14 protein-coding genes and 3 tRNA genes are annotated in these 17313 nt (G+C 72.9%); 8 read left to right on the top strand and 9 right to left on the bottom strand.

Features of this window, described 5'->3' with window-relative positions; all coding sequences use genetic code 11:
* Window positions 1–27: 27 nt before the first annotated feature.
* Window positions 28–1116: an alpha/beta hydrolase gene (locus B1A86_RS11825; protein ID WP_078025450.1), complete on the top strand. Its 1089-nt coding sequence runs from the start codon at window positions 28–30 to the stop codon at window positions 1114–1116.
* 66 nt (window positions 1117–1182) lie between these two features.
* Here the strand turns inward: B1A86_RS11825 and B1A86_RS01430 are convergent.
* Window positions 1183–1273 (bottom strand) — tRNA-Ser (locus B1A86_RS01430).
* 74 nt (window positions 1274–1347) lie between these two features.
* Window positions 1348–1854 (bottom strand): nucleoside deaminase, encoded by a 507-nt coding sequence (locus B1A86_RS01435; protein WP_078025449.1) that lies wholly within the window; start codon window positions 1852–1854, stop codon window positions 1348–1350.
* 83 nt (window positions 1855–1937) lie between these two features.
* On the opposite strand from B1A86_RS01435, the gene upp reads away from it, so the two are divergent.
* The 3 genes from upp to B1A86_RS01450 all read left to right on the top strand — a co-directional run bounded on the left by upp (window position 1938) and on the right by B1A86_RS01450 (window position 4431).
* Entirely contained in the window at window positions 1938–2573 is a 636-nt protein-coding gene (upp, locus tag B1A86_RS01440) for a uracil phosphoribosyltransferase (RefSeq protein ID WP_010079486.1), read from the top strand.
* A gap of 474 nt (window positions 2574–3047) precedes the next feature.
* On the top strand, window positions 3048–3836 hold the full coding sequence (locus B1A86_RS01445; RefSeq protein ID WP_036316068.1) for a winged helix-turn-helix domain-containing protein: 789 nt from the start codon (window positions 3048–3050) through the stop codon (window positions 3834–3836).
* Between the two features lie 70 nt (window positions 3837–3906).
* A complete protein-coding gene (locus tag B1A86_RS01450) occupies window positions 3907–4431 on the top strand; it encodes a histidine phosphatase family protein (RefSeq protein WP_078025448.1) in 525 nt (174 codons plus the stop codon).
* A 79-nt stretch (window positions 4432–4510) separates the two neighbouring features.
* Here B1A86_RS01450 and B1A86_RS01455 read toward each other — a convergent pair.
* Window positions 4511–4584 (bottom strand) — tRNA-Arg (locus B1A86_RS01455).
* A 244-nt stretch (window positions 4585–4828) separates the two neighbouring features.
* On the opposite strand from B1A86_RS01455, the gene B1A86_RS01460 reads away from it, so the two are divergent.
* Window positions 4829–6673 (top strand): phosphoenolpyruvate carboxykinase (GTP), encoded by a 1845-nt coding sequence (locus B1A86_RS01460; protein ID WP_078025447.1) that lies wholly within the window; start codon window positions 4829–4831, stop codon window positions 6671–6673.
* A gap of 68 nt (window positions 6674–6741) precedes the next feature.
* Here the strand turns inward: B1A86_RS01460 and B1A86_RS01465 are convergent, their stop codons facing one another.
* On the bottom strand, window positions 6742–7932 hold the full coding sequence (locus B1A86_RS01465; protein ID WP_078025446.1) for a globin domain-containing protein: 1191 nt from the start codon (window positions 7930–7932) through the stop codon (window positions 6742–6744).
* A gap of 44 nt (window positions 7933–7976) precedes the next feature.
* The gene (locus B1A86_RS01470) at window positions 7977–8450 is read right to left on the bottom strand and encodes an Rrf2 family transcriptional regulator (RefSeq protein ID WP_078025445.1); all 474 of its coding nucleotides are present in this window, start codon (window positions 8448–8450) and stop codon (window positions 7977–7979) included.
* Between the two features lie 71 nt (window positions 8451–8521).
* Between B1A86_RS01470 and B1A86_RS01475 the strand changes: the two genes are divergently transcribed.
* The gene (locus tag B1A86_RS01475; RefSeq protein WP_078025444.1) at window positions 8522–10717 is read left to right on the top strand and encodes a RecQ family ATP-dependent DNA helicase; all 2196 of its coding nucleotides are present in this window, start codon (window positions 8522–8524) and stop codon (window positions 10715–10717) included.
* A 10-nt stretch (window positions 10718–10727) separates the two neighbouring features.
* On the opposite strand, the gene B1A86_RS01480 is transcribed toward B1A86_RS01475, so the two are convergent.
* A complete protein-coding gene (locus tag B1A86_RS01480) occupies window positions 10728–12203 on the bottom strand; it encodes a phosphomannomutase/phosphoglucomutase (RefSeq protein ID WP_078025443.1) in 1476 nt (491 codons plus the stop codon).
* A gap of 141 nt (window positions 12204–12344) precedes the next feature.
* Here B1A86_RS01480 and B1A86_RS01485 point away from each other — a divergent pair, with 141 nt between their 5' ends.
* Entirely contained in the window at window positions 12345–13496 is a 1152-nt protein-coding gene (locus tag B1A86_RS01485; protein WP_256369580.1) for an MFS transporter, read from the top strand.
* A gap of 45 nt (window positions 13497–13541) precedes the next feature.
* Here B1A86_RS01485 and B1A86_RS01490 read toward each other — a convergent pair whose 3' ends face one another.
* Complete coding sequence (locus tag B1A86_RS01490; protein WP_246836836.1) at window positions 13542–14831, bottom strand: hypothetical protein; 1290 nt, start codon at window positions 14829–14831, stop codon at window positions 13542–13544.
* A 270-nt stretch (window positions 14832–15101) separates the two neighbouring features.
* Between B1A86_RS01490 and B1A86_RS01495 the strand changes: the two genes are divergently transcribed.
* The gene (locus B1A86_RS01495) at window positions 15102–15953 is read left to right on the top strand and encodes a hypothetical protein (RefSeq protein ID WP_078025441.1); all 852 of its coding nucleotides are present in this window, start codon (window positions 15102–15104) and stop codon (window positions 15951–15953) included.
* Between the two features lie 80 nt (window positions 15954–16033).
* On the opposite strand, the gene B1A86_RS01500 is transcribed toward B1A86_RS01495, so the two are convergent.
* Together B1A86_RS01500 and B1A86_RS01505 are read right to left on the bottom strand one after the other, a co-directional pair.
* Window positions 16034–16122, bottom strand: a tRNA-Ser gene (locus B1A86_RS01500).
* A gap of 195 nt (window positions 16123–16317) precedes the next feature.
* Window positions 16318–17214, bottom strand: a complete 897-nt coding sequence (locus B1A86_RS01505; RefSeq protein ID WP_078025440.1) for a PRC and DUF2382 domain-containing protein — start codon at window positions 17212–17214, stop codon at window positions 16318–16320.
* Window positions 17215–17313: the final 99 nt, after the last annotated feature.

Here is a 17313-nt window from a genome sequence, read left to right on the forward strand (position 1 = left end):
GCCTGGCTCCGCACCGGAAGGGGGCCCATGACGTCGACCGCACGGTCCCCGCGGGTGTCCCGCCGCGCCGCGCTCGGCCTCGGGGTCGGCGCCCTCGCGGTGGGCGGGGTGGCCGTCGTCACCGACCTGGCCGGCGCGCCCGCCGGGCCGCTGGGCGCCAACGCGACGGCCCTGTACGGCATGCGCAGCTCCACCGGGCACACGTACGCGACCCTGCCCGGGCGCGCCGGACGCATCGACGTGTACCGGCCGCCGGGCCAGGGCCCGTTCCCGGTCCTCGTGTGGAACGCGGGCTCCGGCTGGCGCAGCGATCGCGGCTACAGCGACGGTGTCGACGTCGCCCGCGGCCTGGTCCCGCACGGCTACGCCGTCGCCGCGTTCTCGGTGCGCAGCTCCAAGCAGGGCACGTTCCCCGCCCAGGTGGAGGACGCGACGGCGGCGGTCCGCTGGGTGCGGCGCAACGCCCCGGGCCTGCAGCTGGACGCGGGGCGGGTGGCCGTGGCCGGCTCGTCGTCGGGCGGTTGGAACGCCCTCATGGCCGGCCTCACGGGCGGACAGGACCTGGACCGCGAGCAGGTGCCGCTGCCCGGCCGGGAGGTGCCCGACGGCGGCCACGCGATCCCGGAGGAGGACCGCGTCCAGGCGATCGTGGACTTCTTCGGCCCCACGGACTTCCTGACGATGAACCGCCAGATGCTCCCGGGCGCGTGCGCGGACTACAACCGCGCGAACCGGCTGAAGCACTGCCACCTCGACGACCGCAGCACCAAGTCGGACATGCTGGGGGTGCCGGTCCTGGCCTCGGGCGGCCTGACCCGGCTGGCCTCCCCGATCGCGCACGTGCGCCCGGACTCGCCGCCCCTGCTGGTCGTCCACGGGCGCAAGGACGTCACGGTCCCGTGGGGGCAGAGCCTCGAGCTGTACCGGGCCGCGGAGACCGCCGGACTGCGCACCGCGTTCTACTCGGTGGCCGAGGGCAGCCACGACCTGGGCATGATGACCGCGAAGACCCGCAGCGCGGAGGTGCTCCGCAACGGTGTGCCGGCCAGCGCCGTGCACGCCACCATCTCGTGGTCGGCGGTGGCCTCGTTCCTGGACGCCGTCCTGCCGCGCTGAGCCGACGGCCGGACCCGCCCCGGCATGGAGAAAGCCCGGGAGCACGAGGCTCCCGGGCTTCACATCTGGCGGTGACGGTGGGATTTGAACCCACGGTACGGGGTTACCGTACACAGCATTTCGAGTGCTGCACCTTCGGCCGCTCGGACACGTCACCAGACCAGGACACCCTACCCGAGCCGTGGCGGCGCGCCCAAACCGGCCGCCCGCCGTCGTCGGGCGCGAGCGCGTTCAGTCGCGCTGGGCGGCGAAGAACCCCCGCAGCAGCGCCGCGCTCTCCTCGGAACGGACGCCGGCGCGGACCTGCACCTGGTGGTTGAAGCGGGGGTCGCGGACCACGTCCAGCACCGAGCCGCACGCGCCCGCCTTCGGGTCCCACGCCCCGAATACGACGCGCGGGATGCGGGCCAGCAGCAGCGCACCGGCGCACATGGGGCAGGGCTCGAGGGTCACCACGAGGGTGCAGTCCGTCAGGCGCCAGCCGTCGCCCGCCCCGGCGGCGGCCCGCAGCTCCGCTCCGCGGCGCAGCGCGAGGACCTCGGCGTGGGCGGTGGGGTCGTGGTGCTGCTCGCGCTCGTTCCCGACGACGGCCAGGACGGTCCCGTCACCGGCCACGAGCGCGGCGCCGATCGGCACGTCGCCGGCCGCTCCGGCCGCGCGGGCGGCCCGGAGGGCCAGGCCCATCCACGCGTGCTCCTGCTCGGCCGTGGGCGTGGGGGAGGGGACGGGGGCGGACACGCGGCCAGCCTAGCGGCGGTGCAGGCGCCCCGCGGGCGCGGGGGACGGGCGCAGGGGCGCGCGTGGACGGTACCGTGGGCGCCATGCGCGTCCACATCGTCGACCACCCGCTCGTGGCCCACAAGCTCAGCGTCCTGCGGGACAAGAAGACCCCGTCCATGATCTTCCGGCAGCTCACGGAGGAGCTCGTGATGCTGCTCGCCTACGAGGCGACGCGCGACGTGGCCATGGAGGAGGTGCGGATCGAGACCCCGGTGACCGAGACCACCGGCTTCCGGCTGGCCCGGCCGCGTCCGCTGGTCGTGCCGATCCTGCGCGCGGGGCTCGGGATGCTGGAGGGGATGACCAAGATGGCGCCGTCCGCCGAGGTCGGGTTCCTCGGCATGGCCCGCAATGAGGAGACGCTGGACATCGTCACCTACGCGGAGCGGCTGCCGGCCGACCTGTCCGGGCGTCACGTGTTCGTCCTGGACCCCATGCTGGCCACGGGAGGCACGCTGATCGAGGCCATCCGCTTCCTCTACCAGCGCGGCGCGGCGCGGGTCACGTGCCTCTGCCTGCTCGGGGCGCCCGAGGGCATCGAGCGGCTGGAGGCCTCGCTGGGCGACGTCGAGGTGGACCTGTACCTGGCCGCCGTCGACGAGCGCCTGGACGAGCGGTCCTACATCGTCCCCGGCCTCGGCGACGCCGGCGACCGGCTCTACGGTCTGGCGGAATGACCTGAACGGACCTCCGCGTCCGCCACGAGACGACCACGGCCCCCGCCCCCACCCGGCGGGGGCCGTGGTCGTCTCACGGGAGCGTCTCCGGCGGAGGCGTCAAGCGGGGCCGTGAATGTGTCGTCCATCTAGTGGACGTCACGACCTGCTGTGACCCGTCATCATGGCGTCACATGGAAAACCTGGAAGTCGCCTGCATAAATATTCCGCATACTCGCTCGTCCTGCGCCGCGCCCTGCCCTGTTGAACAATGAAAGAGTCGCGCGGGCGAGCCGACCGGCCGCGCGACGCTATTCCGATCCGCGAATAGTGATGTTGAGCACATTCAGAACTCTTTCTCTCAAATAGTGAGACAAAAGCGCGAACGTTACTTGCCAGTCCCCTCGGTGAAGTCACATTCTTGTCATGTGACGCCTCGTCCGCCGCACCGACCGAGCGGTGGAGGGGCCATGAGCCGAAAGAGGAGTGGTGGCCATGGGTCAGTCCGCCGGATACGTGCACATCTCCGTCCGCAACGCGCAGCGTCGGGCCGACGGCATGTCCCGCCGAGGCCAGGCCCGCGCAGGCCTGCGCCTGGCCGGTGGCACCGACGCCCCCGACTCCCAGACGGCGCCGACGCCGGTCCTCGCGCCGAACGGTATCCCGGGTCCCCAGGCGGTGGCCCGGGAGAACGAGGCCCGCGGGTTCGTCATCTACGTGGGCATGGACGAGCTGGCCGCCTCGGCCGCCGGCACCTCCCTCACGCGGCTGGCCAACGAGCTGCGCCACTACGTGGAGTCCCTCGTCCCCGGGGCGGAGTCGCACGCCGCCGTCGCCCTGGCCCCCGCCGGCGCGGAGGGCCGCGACATCGAGGTCGTGCGGCAGGTGCTCGGCGACCCGACCGTGCAGGGCGGCACCCGTCCCGACCTGGCGCAGGCGCCGGCCCCCGTGTCCACGCGCCAGCCCGGTGTGCTGATCGACCTGTCCCGGCGCGAGGTGCAGCTGGACGGTGAGTCGCTGAACCTCACCTTCAAGGAGTTCGAGCTCCTGAACTACCTCGTGGAGAACGGCGAGCGCACCGTCGGCCGCGAGGAGCTGCTCGACGCCCTGTGGCGCAACGCCGACGAGGTGCCCAACGAGCGCACCATCGACGTGCACATCCGCCGACTGCGCGCCAAGCTCGGCCGCCTCGCGAACACCGTGCGCACCGTGCGCGGCCAGGGCTACCGCTTCTACCGCCACCCCGAGGTGGTCGTGTGGGCGGCGCCGGAGTACAGCATCTGACCCGCGCCCGCCCGTGTCCGACGACGGCCCCCGCTCACCCGAGCAGGGGCCGTCGCCGTAGCCTGGCCGCATGAGCACCGCCGACGCGAAGACCCTGATCGTCCTCCGGCACGCCAAGGCCGGCTGGCCCGACGCGGCCGACGACCACGCCCGCCCGCTCGCCGAACGAGGCCACGCCCAGGCGCCCGCCGCCGGCGACTGGCTCCGCGAGCACGGCCTCGTCCCGGACGCCGTCGTGTGCTCCGATGCGCTGCGCACCCGTCAGACGTGCGTGTGGGTGTGCGAGCGCCTGGGCGAGCTGGCACCCACGCCCTACCTGGACCCGCGGCTCTACGGCGCCGACGCGGCGCGGGCCCTGGCCGTCGTCAACGAGACGGAGGAGACCACGCGACGGCTGCTGGTGGTGGGCCACATGCCGTGGGTACAGGAGCTGGGCATGCGGCTGATGAGCCTGGACTCGGACCAGGACGCGGCGCTGCGCATGAGCGAGCACTACCCGACGCTCGGGATGCAGGTGTTCCGGGTGGAGAAGCCGTGGGCCGAGCTCGACGGCCGCGACGCCGCCCTGACGCACTTCGTGGTTCCGGGGCGCTGACCGCCGCGGCGGCGCGCGTGGCAGAGGCGCGCCGACATGACGAAGGCCCCGCTCCAGCAGGAGCGGGGCCTTCCGATCGTGCGCCCAAAGGGATTCGAACCCCTGACCTTCTGTTCCGTAGACAGACGCTCTATCCAGCTGAGCTATGGGCGCATCATCCGATCCGCCGGAGCGGCTCGAACTCGTAGAACACTACAGGACCTCTCCGGCGGAGTGCAAATCGACGGTCTGCGGCGGCCTGTGTCGGGGGTGTGGCGGGGGCGCGGCCATGATAGCCGGGCTCGGGTACCATGGCAGGACCGTGCGGCCACAACGATGTGGTGCGCGCTTCGGCGGTGCACGCATCGGAGTGGACGGGACGGAACGGCCCCGGACCCCAATGGGAGGACTCTCCACCATGGCTGACAACGCCACCACCTCGTTCGCGGATCGCGCCCTGGCGGACGCGCCCACGGACTACGCCCAGCTGCGCGAGTGGGTCGCTCAGATCGCAGAGCTGACGCAGCCGGACTCCGTCCAGTGGGTCGACGGCTCCGAGGAGGAGCGCGACCGCCTCGCGGACGAGCTCGTGGCGGCGGGCACCCTGACCCGCCTGGCCGAGGACAAGTTCCCCAACTCCTTCGCCGCGTTCTCCGATCCCGCCGACGTCGCCCGCGTGGAGGACCGCACCTTCATCTGCTCCGAGAAGGAGGAGGACGCCGGCTTCACCAACAACTGGATGGACCCGGCGAAGATGCACGGGATCCTCGACGACGCGTTCACCGGCGCCATGCGCGGCCGCACCATGTACGTGATCCCGTTCGTGATGGGCCACCTCGACGCCGAGGACCCGAAGTACGGCGTGGAGATCACCGACTCCGCCTACGTGGTCCTGTCGATGCGCATCATGGCCCGCATCGGCCAGGACGTGCTGGACAAGATGTCCCGCGAGCAGGCCTTCTACGTGCCGGCCGTGCATTCCGTGGGCGCCCCGCTGGAGCCGGGCGAGCAGGACGTGCCGTGGCCGTGCAACGAGACCAAGTGGATCGTGCACTTCCCCGAGGAGCGCTCCATCTGGTCCTTCGGCTCCGGCTACGGCGGCAACGCCCTGCTCGGCAAGAAGTGCTACGCGCTGCGCATCGCCTCCGTGATGGCCCGGGACGAGGCCTGGCTCGCCGAGCACATGCTGATCCTCAAGCTGACCAACCCCGAGGGCCGGTCCTACCACATCACCGGCGCCTTCCCGTCGGCCTGCGGCAAGACCAATCTCGCCCTCATCGACCCCACGATCGAGGGCTGGAAGGCCGAGACCCTGGGCGACGACATCACCTGGATCCGCGCCGGCAAGGACGGCGAGTTCCGCGTGATCAACCCGGAGACCGGCTACTTCGGCGTCGCCCCCGGCACCGGCTGGTCCACCAACCCGAACGCCATGCGCGCGATCTCCAAGGGCAACTCCATCTTCACCAACGTCGCCCTCACCGACGACGGCGGCGTGTGGTGGGAGGGCATGACGGACGAGGTCCCCGAGCACCTCACCGACTGGCGCGGCAACGACTGGACGCCCGAGTTCGGCACCCCGGCCGCCCATCCGAACTCCCGGTTCTGCACGCCCATCGAGCAGACGGACATGCTGGCCGACGAGTACCGCGACCCGCGGGGCGTGAAGCTGGACGCCATCCTGTTCGGCGGCCGCCGCAAGACCACCGTGCCGCTGGTGACCGAGGCCTTCGACTGGGAGGACGGCATCCTCAAGGGCGCCACCCTCTCCTCGGAGACCACCGCGGCCGCCGCTGGCGCCGTCGGCGTCGTGCGCCGCGACCCGATGGCCATGCTGCCGTTCCTCGGCTACGACGCCGGTGACTACCTGGCCCACTGGGTCAGGGAGTCCGGCAAGGCCGACCCGGAGAAGCTGCCGCGCATCTACCTGGTCAACTGGTTCCGCCGCAACCGCGACGGCGGCTTCGCCTGGCCCGGCTTCGGCGAGAACTCGCGTGTCCTGAAGTGGGTCGTGGAGCGCCTCGAGGGCAAGGCCGAGGCCGAGGAGACCCCGATCGGCCTCGTGCCGGCCGCGGGCTCGCTCGACCTGTCCGGCATCGAGGTGTCGGCCGAGGACCTCGAGGACGCCCTCAAGGTCGACGCCGCGGAGTGGGCCGAGGAGAACGAGCTCATCGAGCAGTGGCTCGGCCGGTTCGGCGAGTCGCTGCCCGCCGTCGTGCGCGAGCGCTTCGAGGCGCAGAAGGCCCGGTTCGCCCAGGCCTGAGACCCGCCGCACGCGGAACGGCCCGCACCCCGTGAGGGGTGCGGGCCGTTCCGCGTTCCGGGGCCGGATCAGGCGGCGAGCCAGAGGTCCGGGCCGAAGATCTCGTAGCGGATGGACGTCGCGGGCACGCCGGCATCGATCAGCTTCGAGCGGGTGGACTGCATGAACGCGAGCGGGCCGCACAGGATGTAGTGCCCGTCGCGGGGCAGTTCGACGTCGTCGAAGTGCATCACACCCTCGACGGTCGTGACGCCCTCGGGGTCCTGTTCCGGCCGCACCCCGAGGAAGAGGCGGGCGTCGCCGTGCGCCAGCGCCGCCAGGGACTCCGTCACCTGTTCGCGCAGGGCCACGGCCTCCCAGGACGCGTCGCCGTGGAGGAGGAGGACCTGGCGGTCCGAGCCCTGCTGGGCGAGGGCGTCCAGGATCGCCGCGGCCGGGGTGATGCCGATGCCGGCGGTCGCCAGGACCAGGGGAGCGGTGGAGTCCTCGTCCTCGAGGGTGATGTCGCCGTAGGGGTTGGACAGCTCGATGACGTCGCCGACCTCCACGTTCTGGATGAGCATGGGCGAGACCTCGCCGCCCTCGTCCAGCTTCACGGTGATGACGCGCTCGGTGGCGGACTCGGCCTTCTCGGAGAGGGAGTACTGGCGGCACTGGCGCAGGCCGTCCTCGACCTTCAGGCGCACGGACACGTAGCCGCCGGCCTTGCCGCGGGACTGCGGGGTGTCGTCGGCCGGCTCGAAGCGGAAGGTGACGGCCGCGTTGCCGGTGGGCTCCTTCGCGACGACCTTCCAGTCCGTCCACATCCTGTCGTTGGCCTGCTGGGCGTAGAGGCCCTTCTCGATCTTGATGAGGGCGTCGGCCATGAGCCAGTAGACCTCGGTCCAGGCGTCGGCCACCTCGGGGGTGACGGCGTCGCCGAGCACCTCGCCGATGGCCCAGAAGAGGTTCTCGTAGACGATGGGGTACTGCTCCTCGACGATGCCGAGGGCGGTGTGCTTGTGGGCGATGCGGGACAGGACGGCCTCGGGCAGGGTGCCCGGGTTCTCGAGCAGGTGCACCGCGAACTTCACGATGGAGCCGGCGAGGGCCTGGGCCTGCTCGCCGTTGCGCTGGTTGGCGCGGGAGAAGACGCCGTCGAGGAGCTCGGGGTGGGCCTCGAACATGTGGGCGTAGAACAGGGGCGTGATCTCCGGCATGTGCTCGGCGACGGCGGCGGCGGTGGCCTCGATGACGGGGCGGGACTTCTCGGACAGCACGGGGGTCTCCTCGGGAGCCTTATATGTGCATTGCCGATGCAAGATTACACCGTGGCCGCGTGGGATCCCATCGCGGGCAGGCCCAGGGAGACCGGCCCCGTGGCGCCCGCTCGGCCCGGACGCACGAGGTCACGGACCGTCAGGAGGTCGAGCTCGGCCATGAACGCCTCCCGGGCGCGCGCGAGGGCCTCCCGCAGGCGGCAGTCCGCCGCGAACGGGCACGGGACGCCCGTCTCGTGGCCGGCGCAGTCCAGGACCTCTGCGCGGGGGCTCAGGTCGCGCACGAGCTCTCCGACGCGCTGGTCCAGCCCCGCCTCCGTGATCCGGGCGCCGCCCAGCCGGCCGCGGGCCACCTGGATGGTCCCGCGGCGGCGCAGCTCGGCGACCGCCTTGATCACGTGGTTGTAGGGCACCTGGATCCGGTCCGCGATCTGCTGGCTGGTGAGCCGTTCGCCCTCGGCGGCCGCGAGCGTCATCAGCACACGCAGGCAGACGTCGGTGTAGGCGCTCAGCTTCATCCCGCCATCATCCCACCGGTGCACGGCGCCGCCGCGCCTGCGGTGTCCGGGCCGGTTGGCATACTGACGCCATGGACGCCACCTCGCACCCCGACGCCGGCCCCCGCCTCCCCGAGACCTCCGTACCGGGGGGCGACGCCGCGCTGCACGAGGAGGCCCTGGCCGTCCTGCGTCGGCTCGTGGACCGGCCGGACGCGCGATTCAAGGACGGGCAGTTCGAGGCGATCGAGGCGCTCGTGGCCCACCGCCGCCGCGCCCTGGTGGTGCAGCGCACCGGCTGGGGCAAGTCCGCCGTGTACTTCGTGGCCTCCCTCCTGCTGCGTGCCCGCGGCGCGGGGCCCACGCTGATCGTCTCCCCGCTGCTCGCGCTCATGCGGGACCAAGTCGCGGCCGCCGCCCGGGCGGGCGTGCGCGCGGTGTCCGTGAGCTCGGCGAACGCCACGGAGTGGGACGAGGTCCGGGCCCGGCTCGCGGCGGACGAGGTGGACGTGCTGCTGATCTCGCCCGAGCGCCTCACGAACCCCCGGTTCCGGGACGAGCAGCTGCCGGACCTCGTGGCGCGCATGGGCCTGCTCGTGGTGGACGAGGCCCACTGCATCTCCGACTGGGGCCACGACTTCCGGCCGGACTACCGCCGCATCCGGGACCTGATCGGGCTGCTTCCCGCAGAGGGGCCGCGCGCGGTGCCCGTGCTGGCCACCACCGCCACGGCCAACGCCCGTGTGGTGGCGGATGTGGTGGAGCAGCTCGGCGTCGCCTCCGAGCAGGACGTGTTCGTGCTCCGCGGCCCCCTGGCCCGCGCCTCGCTGCGTCTGGGCGTGCTGCGCATGCCCAGCCCGGCCGCGCGCCTGGCCTGGCTCCTCGACCACCTCGGGGACCTGCCGGGCTCCGGGATCGTCTACGCCCTCACCGTCTCCGCCGCCGAGGACACGGCGCGCGCCCTGCGCGAGGCGGGGCACGAGGTGGTCGCCTACACGGGCCGCACGGACCCGGAGCGTCGCGCCGAGATCGAGGAGGACCTCAAGGCCAACCGGGTGAAGGCCGTCGTGGCCACCTCGGCGCTCGGCATGGGCTTCGACAAGCCGGACCTGACGTTCGTGGTGCACTTCGGCGCGCCGGGCTCGCCCGTGGCGTACTACCAGCAGGTCGGCCGCGCCGGCCGCGGGACGGACCACGCGGACGTGCTCCTGCTGCCCGGGCCCGAGGACCGTCGCATCTGGGAGTACTTCGCCACCGCCTCCATGCCGGACGAGGAGCAGGCACGCGCCGTGCTGGGGGCGCTCGCGGACCACGGCGGGGCGCTCTCCGTGGCGGCGCTCGAGCCGGCGGTGCGGATCAAGCGGACCGCCCTGGAGCTGCTGCTCAAGGTGCTCGCCGTGGACGGTGCGGTCGAGCGGGTGGGCGGCGGCTGGCGTGCCACCGGGCGGGAGTGGACGTACGACGCGGAACGGTACGCCCGCGTGGCCGAGGCCCGCCGGGCCGAGGAGCGGCTCATGCTCGACTACCAGACCACGGACCGGTGCCGCATGGAGTTCCTGGCCCGCACCCTGGACGACCCCACCGCCGCGCCGTGCGGCCGCTGCGACGTCTGCGCCGGCCCCTGGTACCCGACGGGATCGGACGGGGCGGCGCGGGAGCGCGCGGAGGCCGCCCTGCGCCGCACCGGCGTGCCGATCGAGCCGCGCCGCATGTGGCCCTCGGGCATGGACCGGCTGGGCGTGCCGGTGAAGGGGCGCATCGCGCCCGAGTCACAGGCCGAGGAGGGTCGCGCGCTCGCCCGCCTGACGGACCTGGGGTGGGGCACCGTCCTGCGGGACCTGCTGGACCGGGAGGACGCCCCGGTGCCGGAGGAGGTCCTGCGGGGCGCCGTCGACGTCCTGGCCGGCTGGGGGTGGCGGACGCGGCCGATCGCCGTCGTCGCGATGCCCTCACGCACGCGCCCGCAGCTGGTGGGGTCGTTCGCCGAGGGGATCGCCCGGATCGGCCGGCTGCCGTTCCTCGGCTCGCTCGAGCACGCGCGCGGCGGCCCCACGGCCGGGCCGGGCGGCAACAGCGCCTACCGGCTCGGGTCCGTGTACGGCCGGTTCGCCGTCCCCGAGGCGATGGCGCAGATGCTGCGCACCGCCCCGGACGCCGGCCGCCACGGCCCCGTGCTGCTGGTCGACGACCTCGTCGACTCGCGGTGGTCGCTCGCCGAGGCTGCGCGGGTGCTGCGCGAGGCCGGCGCGCAGGGGGTGCTGCCGCTCGTCCTCGCCCAGGCCGGATGAGCCGCCGAGGTCAGCGCTCCGCGCGGACGATCGCCAGCACGGCGTCGCGGAGCGCCTCCATGGTGGCGGCCGTGCGGGCCTCGCCGTTGTAGCGCAGGAACGGCTCCGTGTTGGACGGGCGGAGGTTGAACCACCACGTGCCGTCCTGGGCGGCGACCGTGGTGCCGTCCATGCGGGTCACCGTGGTGGCCACCCCGGCGAAGTCCTCGTGCACGGCCTGGCCCTCGCCGACGCCCTCGCCCACGGCGGGGGCGAACTGCGCCACCACCGCGGCCACGGCGGCGTCCTTGTCCGCGACCTGCGAGTTGATCTCTCCGGAGGCCACGTACGGCTCGTACTCCTCGGCCAGCTCGGACAGCGGCTGCTCCTGGCCGCCCAGGGCCGCCAGCACGTGCATGGCCGCGAGCATGCCGGTGTCCGCGTTGAAGAAGTCGCGGAAGTAGTAGTGCGCGGAGTGTTCGCCGCCGAACACGGCGGACTCGGCGGCCATGACCGCCTTGATGAAGGAGTGGCCCACGCGGGTCTCCACGGCCCGGCCCCCGTCGGCCGCCACGAGCTCGGGGACGGCGCGGGAGGTGATCAGGTTGTGGATGACCACGGGGGTCTGCTCGCCGTCGGCCTTCGCGCGGGCGATCTCGCGGCGGGCCACGAGGGCGGTGATCGCGGAGGGGGAGACCGGGGCGCCCTGCTCGTCGATCACGAAGCAGCGGTCGGCGTCGCCGTCGAAGGCCAGGCCGATGTCTGCGCCGTGCTCCACGACGGCGGCCTGCAGGTCCCGGAGGTTCTCCGGCTCCAGCGGATTGGCCGGGTGGTTCGGGAAGGTGCCGTCCAGCTCGAAGTAGAGCGGCTCGATCTCCAGCGGCAGGGCGGCCAGCTCGGCGTCGCCGAGGACGGCCGGGGTGGTCTTGCCCGCCATGCCGTTGCCCGCGTCCACCACGACCTTCAGGCGGCGCACCCCCGTCAGGTCCACGAGCGAGCGCAGGTACGCGGCGTAGCCGGGGAGGATGTCCTCCTCCGTCACGGTGCCGGCGGTCTCGGCGGCGGGGATCTCACCGGCGTCGAGGTAGGCCTGGGCCGCGTCGCGGATCTCGAACAGCCCGGTGTCCGAGGAGACCGGCACGGCGCCGGCCTGGGCCATCTTCATGCCGTTGTACTCGGCCGGGTTGTGCGAGGCGGTGAACACCACGCCCGCGGCCTGCTTCACGCCCGCCGCGTAGTAGAGCATGTCCGTGGAGATCAGCCCCAGGGTGACGACGTCGGCGCCGCGGCGCGTGGCGCCCTCGGCGAAGGCCGTCATGAACGCGGGCGAGGAGGGGCGCATGTCCCCGCCGACCAGCACGGTCTGACCGGCCAGGCCCAGCACGTCCACGAAGGCCGCGCCCACCGCGCGGACGCTCTCCGCCGTGATGGACTCGCCCACGATGCCGCGGACGTCGTACGCCTTGAAGGAATCGTGCAGGTCGAGGGAGGGGGTCGAGGTAGTCACCCGACCGATCGTAGTGGACAGCCTGGATACAGTGATGGCGTGCCCCCGACCACTCCGCCCCCGCCCGCGGGGCCCCCGGCCGTTCCGCCGTCGGGACCCGCACCGGCCGCCCCCGGGGAGGCCGCGTATCGCAGGCTGCTGATCGGGCTGTTCCTGGCCGGGGTGGCCACGTTCGCCCAGCTCTACTCCCCGCAGGGTCTGCTGCCGCTGGTCAGCGACGACCTGGGCGTCCCCGCGGACCGCGCCGCCCTGCTCGTCTCCGCCAGCACGCTCGGCCTCGCCCTGTCGGTGGTGCCGTGGTCCGTGGCCGGGGACCGGTGGGGCCGCCGACGCGCCATGGTGGTCTCGATGGTCTCCGCCAGCGCGTGCGCGCTCGCGGGCGTCCTCGCGCCCACGTTCGAGGCCATGCTCCGCCTGCGCCTGCTCGAGGGCATGGCGCATGGGGGCGTCGCGGGACTCGCCGTGGCGCTGCTGGCGGAGGAGGTGGCCCCGCACGCGGTCGCGGCGGCCGCCGGCACCTACATCGCCGGCACCACCCTCGGCGGTCTCTCCGGCCGGCTCCTGGCTCTGCCCGTCGCGGAGGCGTCCTCGTGGCGCGGCGGGATGCTGGCCGTCACCGTGGTCGGGGTGCTGTGCACGGTCGGCTTCCTGGCGATCACGCCGCGCGCCCGGCGTTTCACGCCGTCGCCCACCTCCCCGGCGACGCTCGTGCGCATCGTGCGCGGCCACCTGCGCTCGCCGGAGCTCGTCGCCGTCTACCTGCAGGGGGCGCTGCTGATGGGCGGGTTCGTGGCGCTGTACAACTTCGTGGGGTACCGCCTGCTCGGCCCGCCGTTCTCCTGGACGCCGACGGCGGCCGGCCTCGTCTTCCTCGCCTATCTCGCGGGCACGTGGTCGTCGCCGCGCGCGGGCCGGCTGGCCGCGCGGGTGGGCCGGCTGCCCGTCCTGGCCGGCGCGACGGCGGCCATGGCGGCGGGCGTCGCCCTCACGTCGGTCCCGCATCCGGCGGTGCTGGTGCCCGCCCTCGTGCTCGTGACGGGCGCGTTCTTCGCCGCCCACGCCGTGGCCTCCGCGTGGTCCGGGACGGCCGCCCCCACGGGCCGCGCCCAGTCGACCTCCCTGTACAACTTCGCGTACTACGCCGGCTCGAGCCTCTTCGGCTGGCTGGGCGGCGTGTTCCACGAGTCCCACGGGTGGCCGGGGACGGTGCTGATGGTCCTGGCCCTGGTGCTGACCGCCCTGGCGAGCGCCGTCGTCGTGCTGCGCGGACGCGGGACGGCCCCGGCGCGCTGAGCCGCGGCCGTCGTCGGGGCGGGTGTCAGTGGGTCGACCCGCGGGTCACCAGCCGAGGGCCTCGGCATCCGTGCCGGTGGCGGACCGGGCCTGGTCGCGCCAGGCGGCGAGGACCTCCGGGTCCTGCAGCTCGAGCCACGCGATCATCTGCTGGTAGGTCACGCAGTAGGTGTCCTCCTCGACGCAGACCTCCCGCATGACCTTCTCCACGGCCGGGTTGAACGCGTTGAGACCCCAGTCGTTGAAGTGGTTGCCGAAGACCAGCGGGGCGCGGTTGCCCGCGAGCGCCGAGTCGTACATGTAGCGGTAGGTGCGGTACTGGAAGTCGGTGAGTCGGGCGACGTCCTCCGGGATGTCCCTGCCGCCGTTGCCGGAGATCCAGAAGTTGTAGTCCATCGCCATCACGAACGGGCTGGCCGCGCCCTTCTCGGCGAGCACGGGGGACCAGGTCATCGGCATCTCGAACTCCCAGATCCCGTCCTCCTGGTAGGGCCAGGCGACGCCGGAGGCGGCCGCGGCACGCGACGTGTCGTACTCGAGTCCGTTGTCCTTCCACATCGGGACGAGCTGGTCCCACTGCCCGTCGAGGCAGGGCAGACGGCCGCCCTTGACGTCCTCGGGGGTGACCTCCAGCGCCGGCAGGGAGCTGCCCGGGTTGTAGGCGGCGGGGTCGGAGAGGATGTCCCTGAACGAGCCGTACTCCTGCTCCCACTCGGCCGTCGACCACTTGTCGCCGCCGTACGTCGCAAGGGCGCACAGGTGGCCCGCGTAGTGGGTGCCGATCTCGTGGCCGGCGGCGTGGGCCGTGTTGATGTTCTCGATGCGCTGCGCCACCTCGGCCTCGTCACCGCCGAACTCCGTGCCCACGTAGCCGGGCGTGTTGCCGGGTGCCGTGTAGTTCTCCCGGTTGGCGGTCTCGATCAGGTTGATCGCGGACTGGAACACCGTGAACTTCGCGTCGGAGTCCGCCGCCGCGTCCAGGAAGGTCTTCCAGCGCGCGTCCTGACGGCCGCCGTCGAAGGAGAAGAGGACGAACTGCGGCGGGCGCTCCTCCGCCGTGAAGGCCCGCATCGGCACGCCCTCATGGGAGCGGGCGGCCAGGGGGACCGCGGGGCCCGCGGGGTCTGCGGCGGCCGACGGCGAGCCCTCGCCGGACGACGCCGCAGCCGGCGAGGAGGCCGCATCCGAGGACCGTCCCTGCGAGGACGAGGCCTCGGATCCGTCCACAGATGCGGGCGAGGAGACGGCAGCGTCCGTGGCGCCGGAGGACCCGGCTGCCGTCCCCTCGTCCCCCTGCGGGGCGGCGCAGCCGACCAGCACGAGGGCGAGCGCCACCGACGTCCCCCACCAGCGGCGTCACCGGGGCGAGGGGGTGTCGACGGTGCGGGCGGACGGGCGGGGGAAGGACATGCGGTCTCCTGGCTCGGTCGAGTGGCGGGCGGAGTGTCTCCTCCATGGCCGCCGTGACCAGGCACGGAGAACTCCACGCTCCACCGTAGGCGAGGCCCTCGGTGGCTCTGGAGCCCTGGCAGAACTGTGACCAGGTTGTGATGTGGCGCCGCGGCCGCCGGCATGGCCCTCGCGGGCCACACCTAGACTGGAGGCATGGAATATCTCGTCCCTGTCCTCGCGGTGGTCGTCATCGGCGCCCTCGCGTTCGCCGCCGCCCGGTGGATGTCGGCCGGTCGAGCGCGTCAGGCGGCGGACCAGCGCACGCCGTCCGGCCGCGGGCTGGACATCGGACCGGAGCGGGCGCGTCTGGCAGCGGGGCTGCTGGACGAGGACGCCCATCGGCGCGTGTACGGGCACATCGCCCAGAGCCGCGTGATGGAGGCCGTGCGCGACTACCGCGCCCACACCGGGCGCGGCCTGAAGGACGCCGTCATGGACGTGCAGTCCCTCGCCGTGCATCCGCAGGTCTACTCCGAGCCGGCGCAGGAACCGGACGCCACGTCCGCCGGAGCCGCGGGGCCCGTTCCCGCCGACCATGAGGAGCCCCACCGGGACGACACGGCCCCGGCCGAGACCCCCGGGCCGGAACGGCCCGGACAGGATTCGAGCGGGCGGGGGGAGCCGGACGCCCAGACGCCCGATCGCGAGCCCTCTGACGCCGTGGCCGAGGACGACGCCCGGCAGGACACCGACCACGCCTCGGCCGCGCCGCGTCCGACGGCGACGCCCGCCGATGAGCTGACCACCCTGACCGTCCCGGCCGAGTGGACCGCCGCCCCCGCCGAGGAGGAGCTCCCCTTCGAGGTCGAGGTGATGCGGGGGACGGAGTCCGTCCGCCTCTCCTCGCGGGACCTGCCGCCGTGGCTGCGCGACCAGCTCTCCGCCATGGTGCGGGACGGCAACCTCGAGTCCGCCGCCGTCCAGCTGTCCAGCCACTCGGAGCTCTCCGTCCCGGAGGCGTACGAGCTGCTGCGCCGCATGCGCGAGCATCGCGGGGAGGGCTAGTCAGCAGCCGGTCGGCACGTCAGGTCGCCGCGCGCAGACGCGAAGAGGGCCGGAACCACGCGGGTTCCGGCCCTCTCTCGCGGAGACGGGGGGATTTGAACCCCCGGCCCGACTTTCGCCGAGCCCTTCATTAGCAGTGAAGTCCATTCGGCCGCTCTGGCACGTCTCCTCCGTCCGGCGCGCCTCGCACGGGGCGACGCGCGGTCAGACCGGTCCAGCTTAGCGCGCCAGGCCAGGGCAGGGCAAAGGAGCGCCGTGCTCACGGTCGGACCACCATCGCGCACGAGCGGGCCCCGGATCGATCGATCCGGGGCCCCGCGTGATCTGTCAGCCGTCCGGCCTGAGGCCGACGCGTCCGTTCAGATCAGATGCGATCCTTGCGGTCGTTGCGGCCGTCGAGGTCGCGATCGGTGGCGTCGCCGTCGACCTTGACGTCCTCGTGGCGGACCTCCTCGGTCACCGTCTCGGTGTCCTGCACCTGGCGCTTGCCCAGAGAGACCTTCTCGGCGTCCACGGTCTTGTTGACGACCGGGGTCTCCTCGTAGGTGGTCACCTCGACGTCGCCGTCGCGGCCGGCGGTGCGGGCCTCGGCGGAGTTCGGGTCGACGGACTCGCGCTCCACCACGACCTCCTCGCGGGTGACGGGCACCTCGACGGTCTCGGTGGTGGTGTAGGCCTGCTTGCGCAGACGGACGCGGCCGGAGGCGCGGCGCTCGGTGCCGACGTTCAGGTGCTCGTCCTTGACGACGACGGAGTCGGCGTCGGTCACATCGCGACGGTCACGGTCGGCCACGTCGCGGCGGTCGCCGTCCACGACGGCCTCGTCGCGGCGGTCGGCCACGCCGGCCACGCCCGCGGTGCCGGCCACGCCAGCGGTGCCGGCGTCGGTGCGCACGTCGTCACGACGCACGTCGCCGTCGTGGTCCGCGGCAGGGTGCTCCACGGAGTAGGAGTACTCCATGGAGTAGTACTCGTAGATGCGCTGCTCCTCCTCGGGGGTCAGCGAGCCGTCCGCGTCCACGTTCGGGGCGTCCTTCACGAAGGACTTCTCGAAGGGCACCGTGATGCCGTCGGCGGTGATCTGGGCCTGCTGCAGCGGGACGAAGGTCTCGCGGGCGCCGAACAGGCCGGTCTTCACCGTGACGAAGGTGGGCTCGTTGGTGACGTCGTCGAGGTAGACCTGACCGACGGAGCCGATCTTGTCGCCGTCGGTGGCGAAGACGGTAGAGTTCTGCAGCTGGTCGAGAGCGTTGCGGTCCATGAGGAATTCTCCTTCTGAATTGGTGTTTTGTTGCCTTACGCTCATTCACAATTCCCCATGGGCCCGAGTGGCGTCAACCATCGGCTCCCCAGATTCCCA

Origin of the sequence: Micrococcus sp. KBS0714, assembly GCF_002008305.4 — a bacterium.
GTDB lineage: Bacteria > Actinomycetota > Actinomycetes > Actinomycetales > Micrococcaceae > Micrococcus > Micrococcus luteus.

Coding starts and splice junctions, on each gene's coding strand:
- upp (WP_010079486.1), top strand. CDS start 1,938: ATGCGCGTCCACATCGTCGACCACCCGCTCGTGGCCCACAAGCTCAGC.
- B1A86_RS11825 (WP_078025450.1), top strand. CDS start 28: ATGACGTCGACCGCACGGTCCCCGCGGGTGTCCCGCCGCGCCGCGCTC.
- B1A86_RS01460 (WP_078025447.1), top strand. CDS start 4,829: ATGGCTGACAACGCCACCACCTCGTTCGCGGATCGCGCCCTGGCGGAC.
- B1A86_RS01475 (WP_078025444.1), top strand. CDS start 8,522: ATGGACGCCACCTCGCACCCCGACGCCGGCCCCCGCCTCCCCGAGACC.
- B1A86_RS01505 (WP_078025440.1), bottom strand. CDS start 17,214: ATGGACCGCAACGCTCTCGACCAGCTGCAGAACTCTACCGTCTTCGCC.
- B1A86_RS01495 (WP_078025441.1), top strand. CDS start 15,102: ATGGAATATCTCGTCCCTGTCCTCGCGGTGGTCGTCATCGGCGCCCTC.
- B1A86_RS01470 (WP_078025445.1), bottom strand. CDS start 8,450: ATGAAGCTGAGCGCCTACACCGACGTCTGCCTGCGTGTGCTGATGACG.
- B1A86_RS01445 (WP_036316068.1), top strand. CDS start 3,048: ATGGGTCAGTCCGCCGGATACGTGCACATCTCCGTCCGCAACGCGCAG.
- B1A86_RS01450 (WP_078025448.1), top strand. CDS start 3,907: ATGAGCACCGCCGACGCGAAGACCCTGATCGTCCTCCGGCACGCCAAG.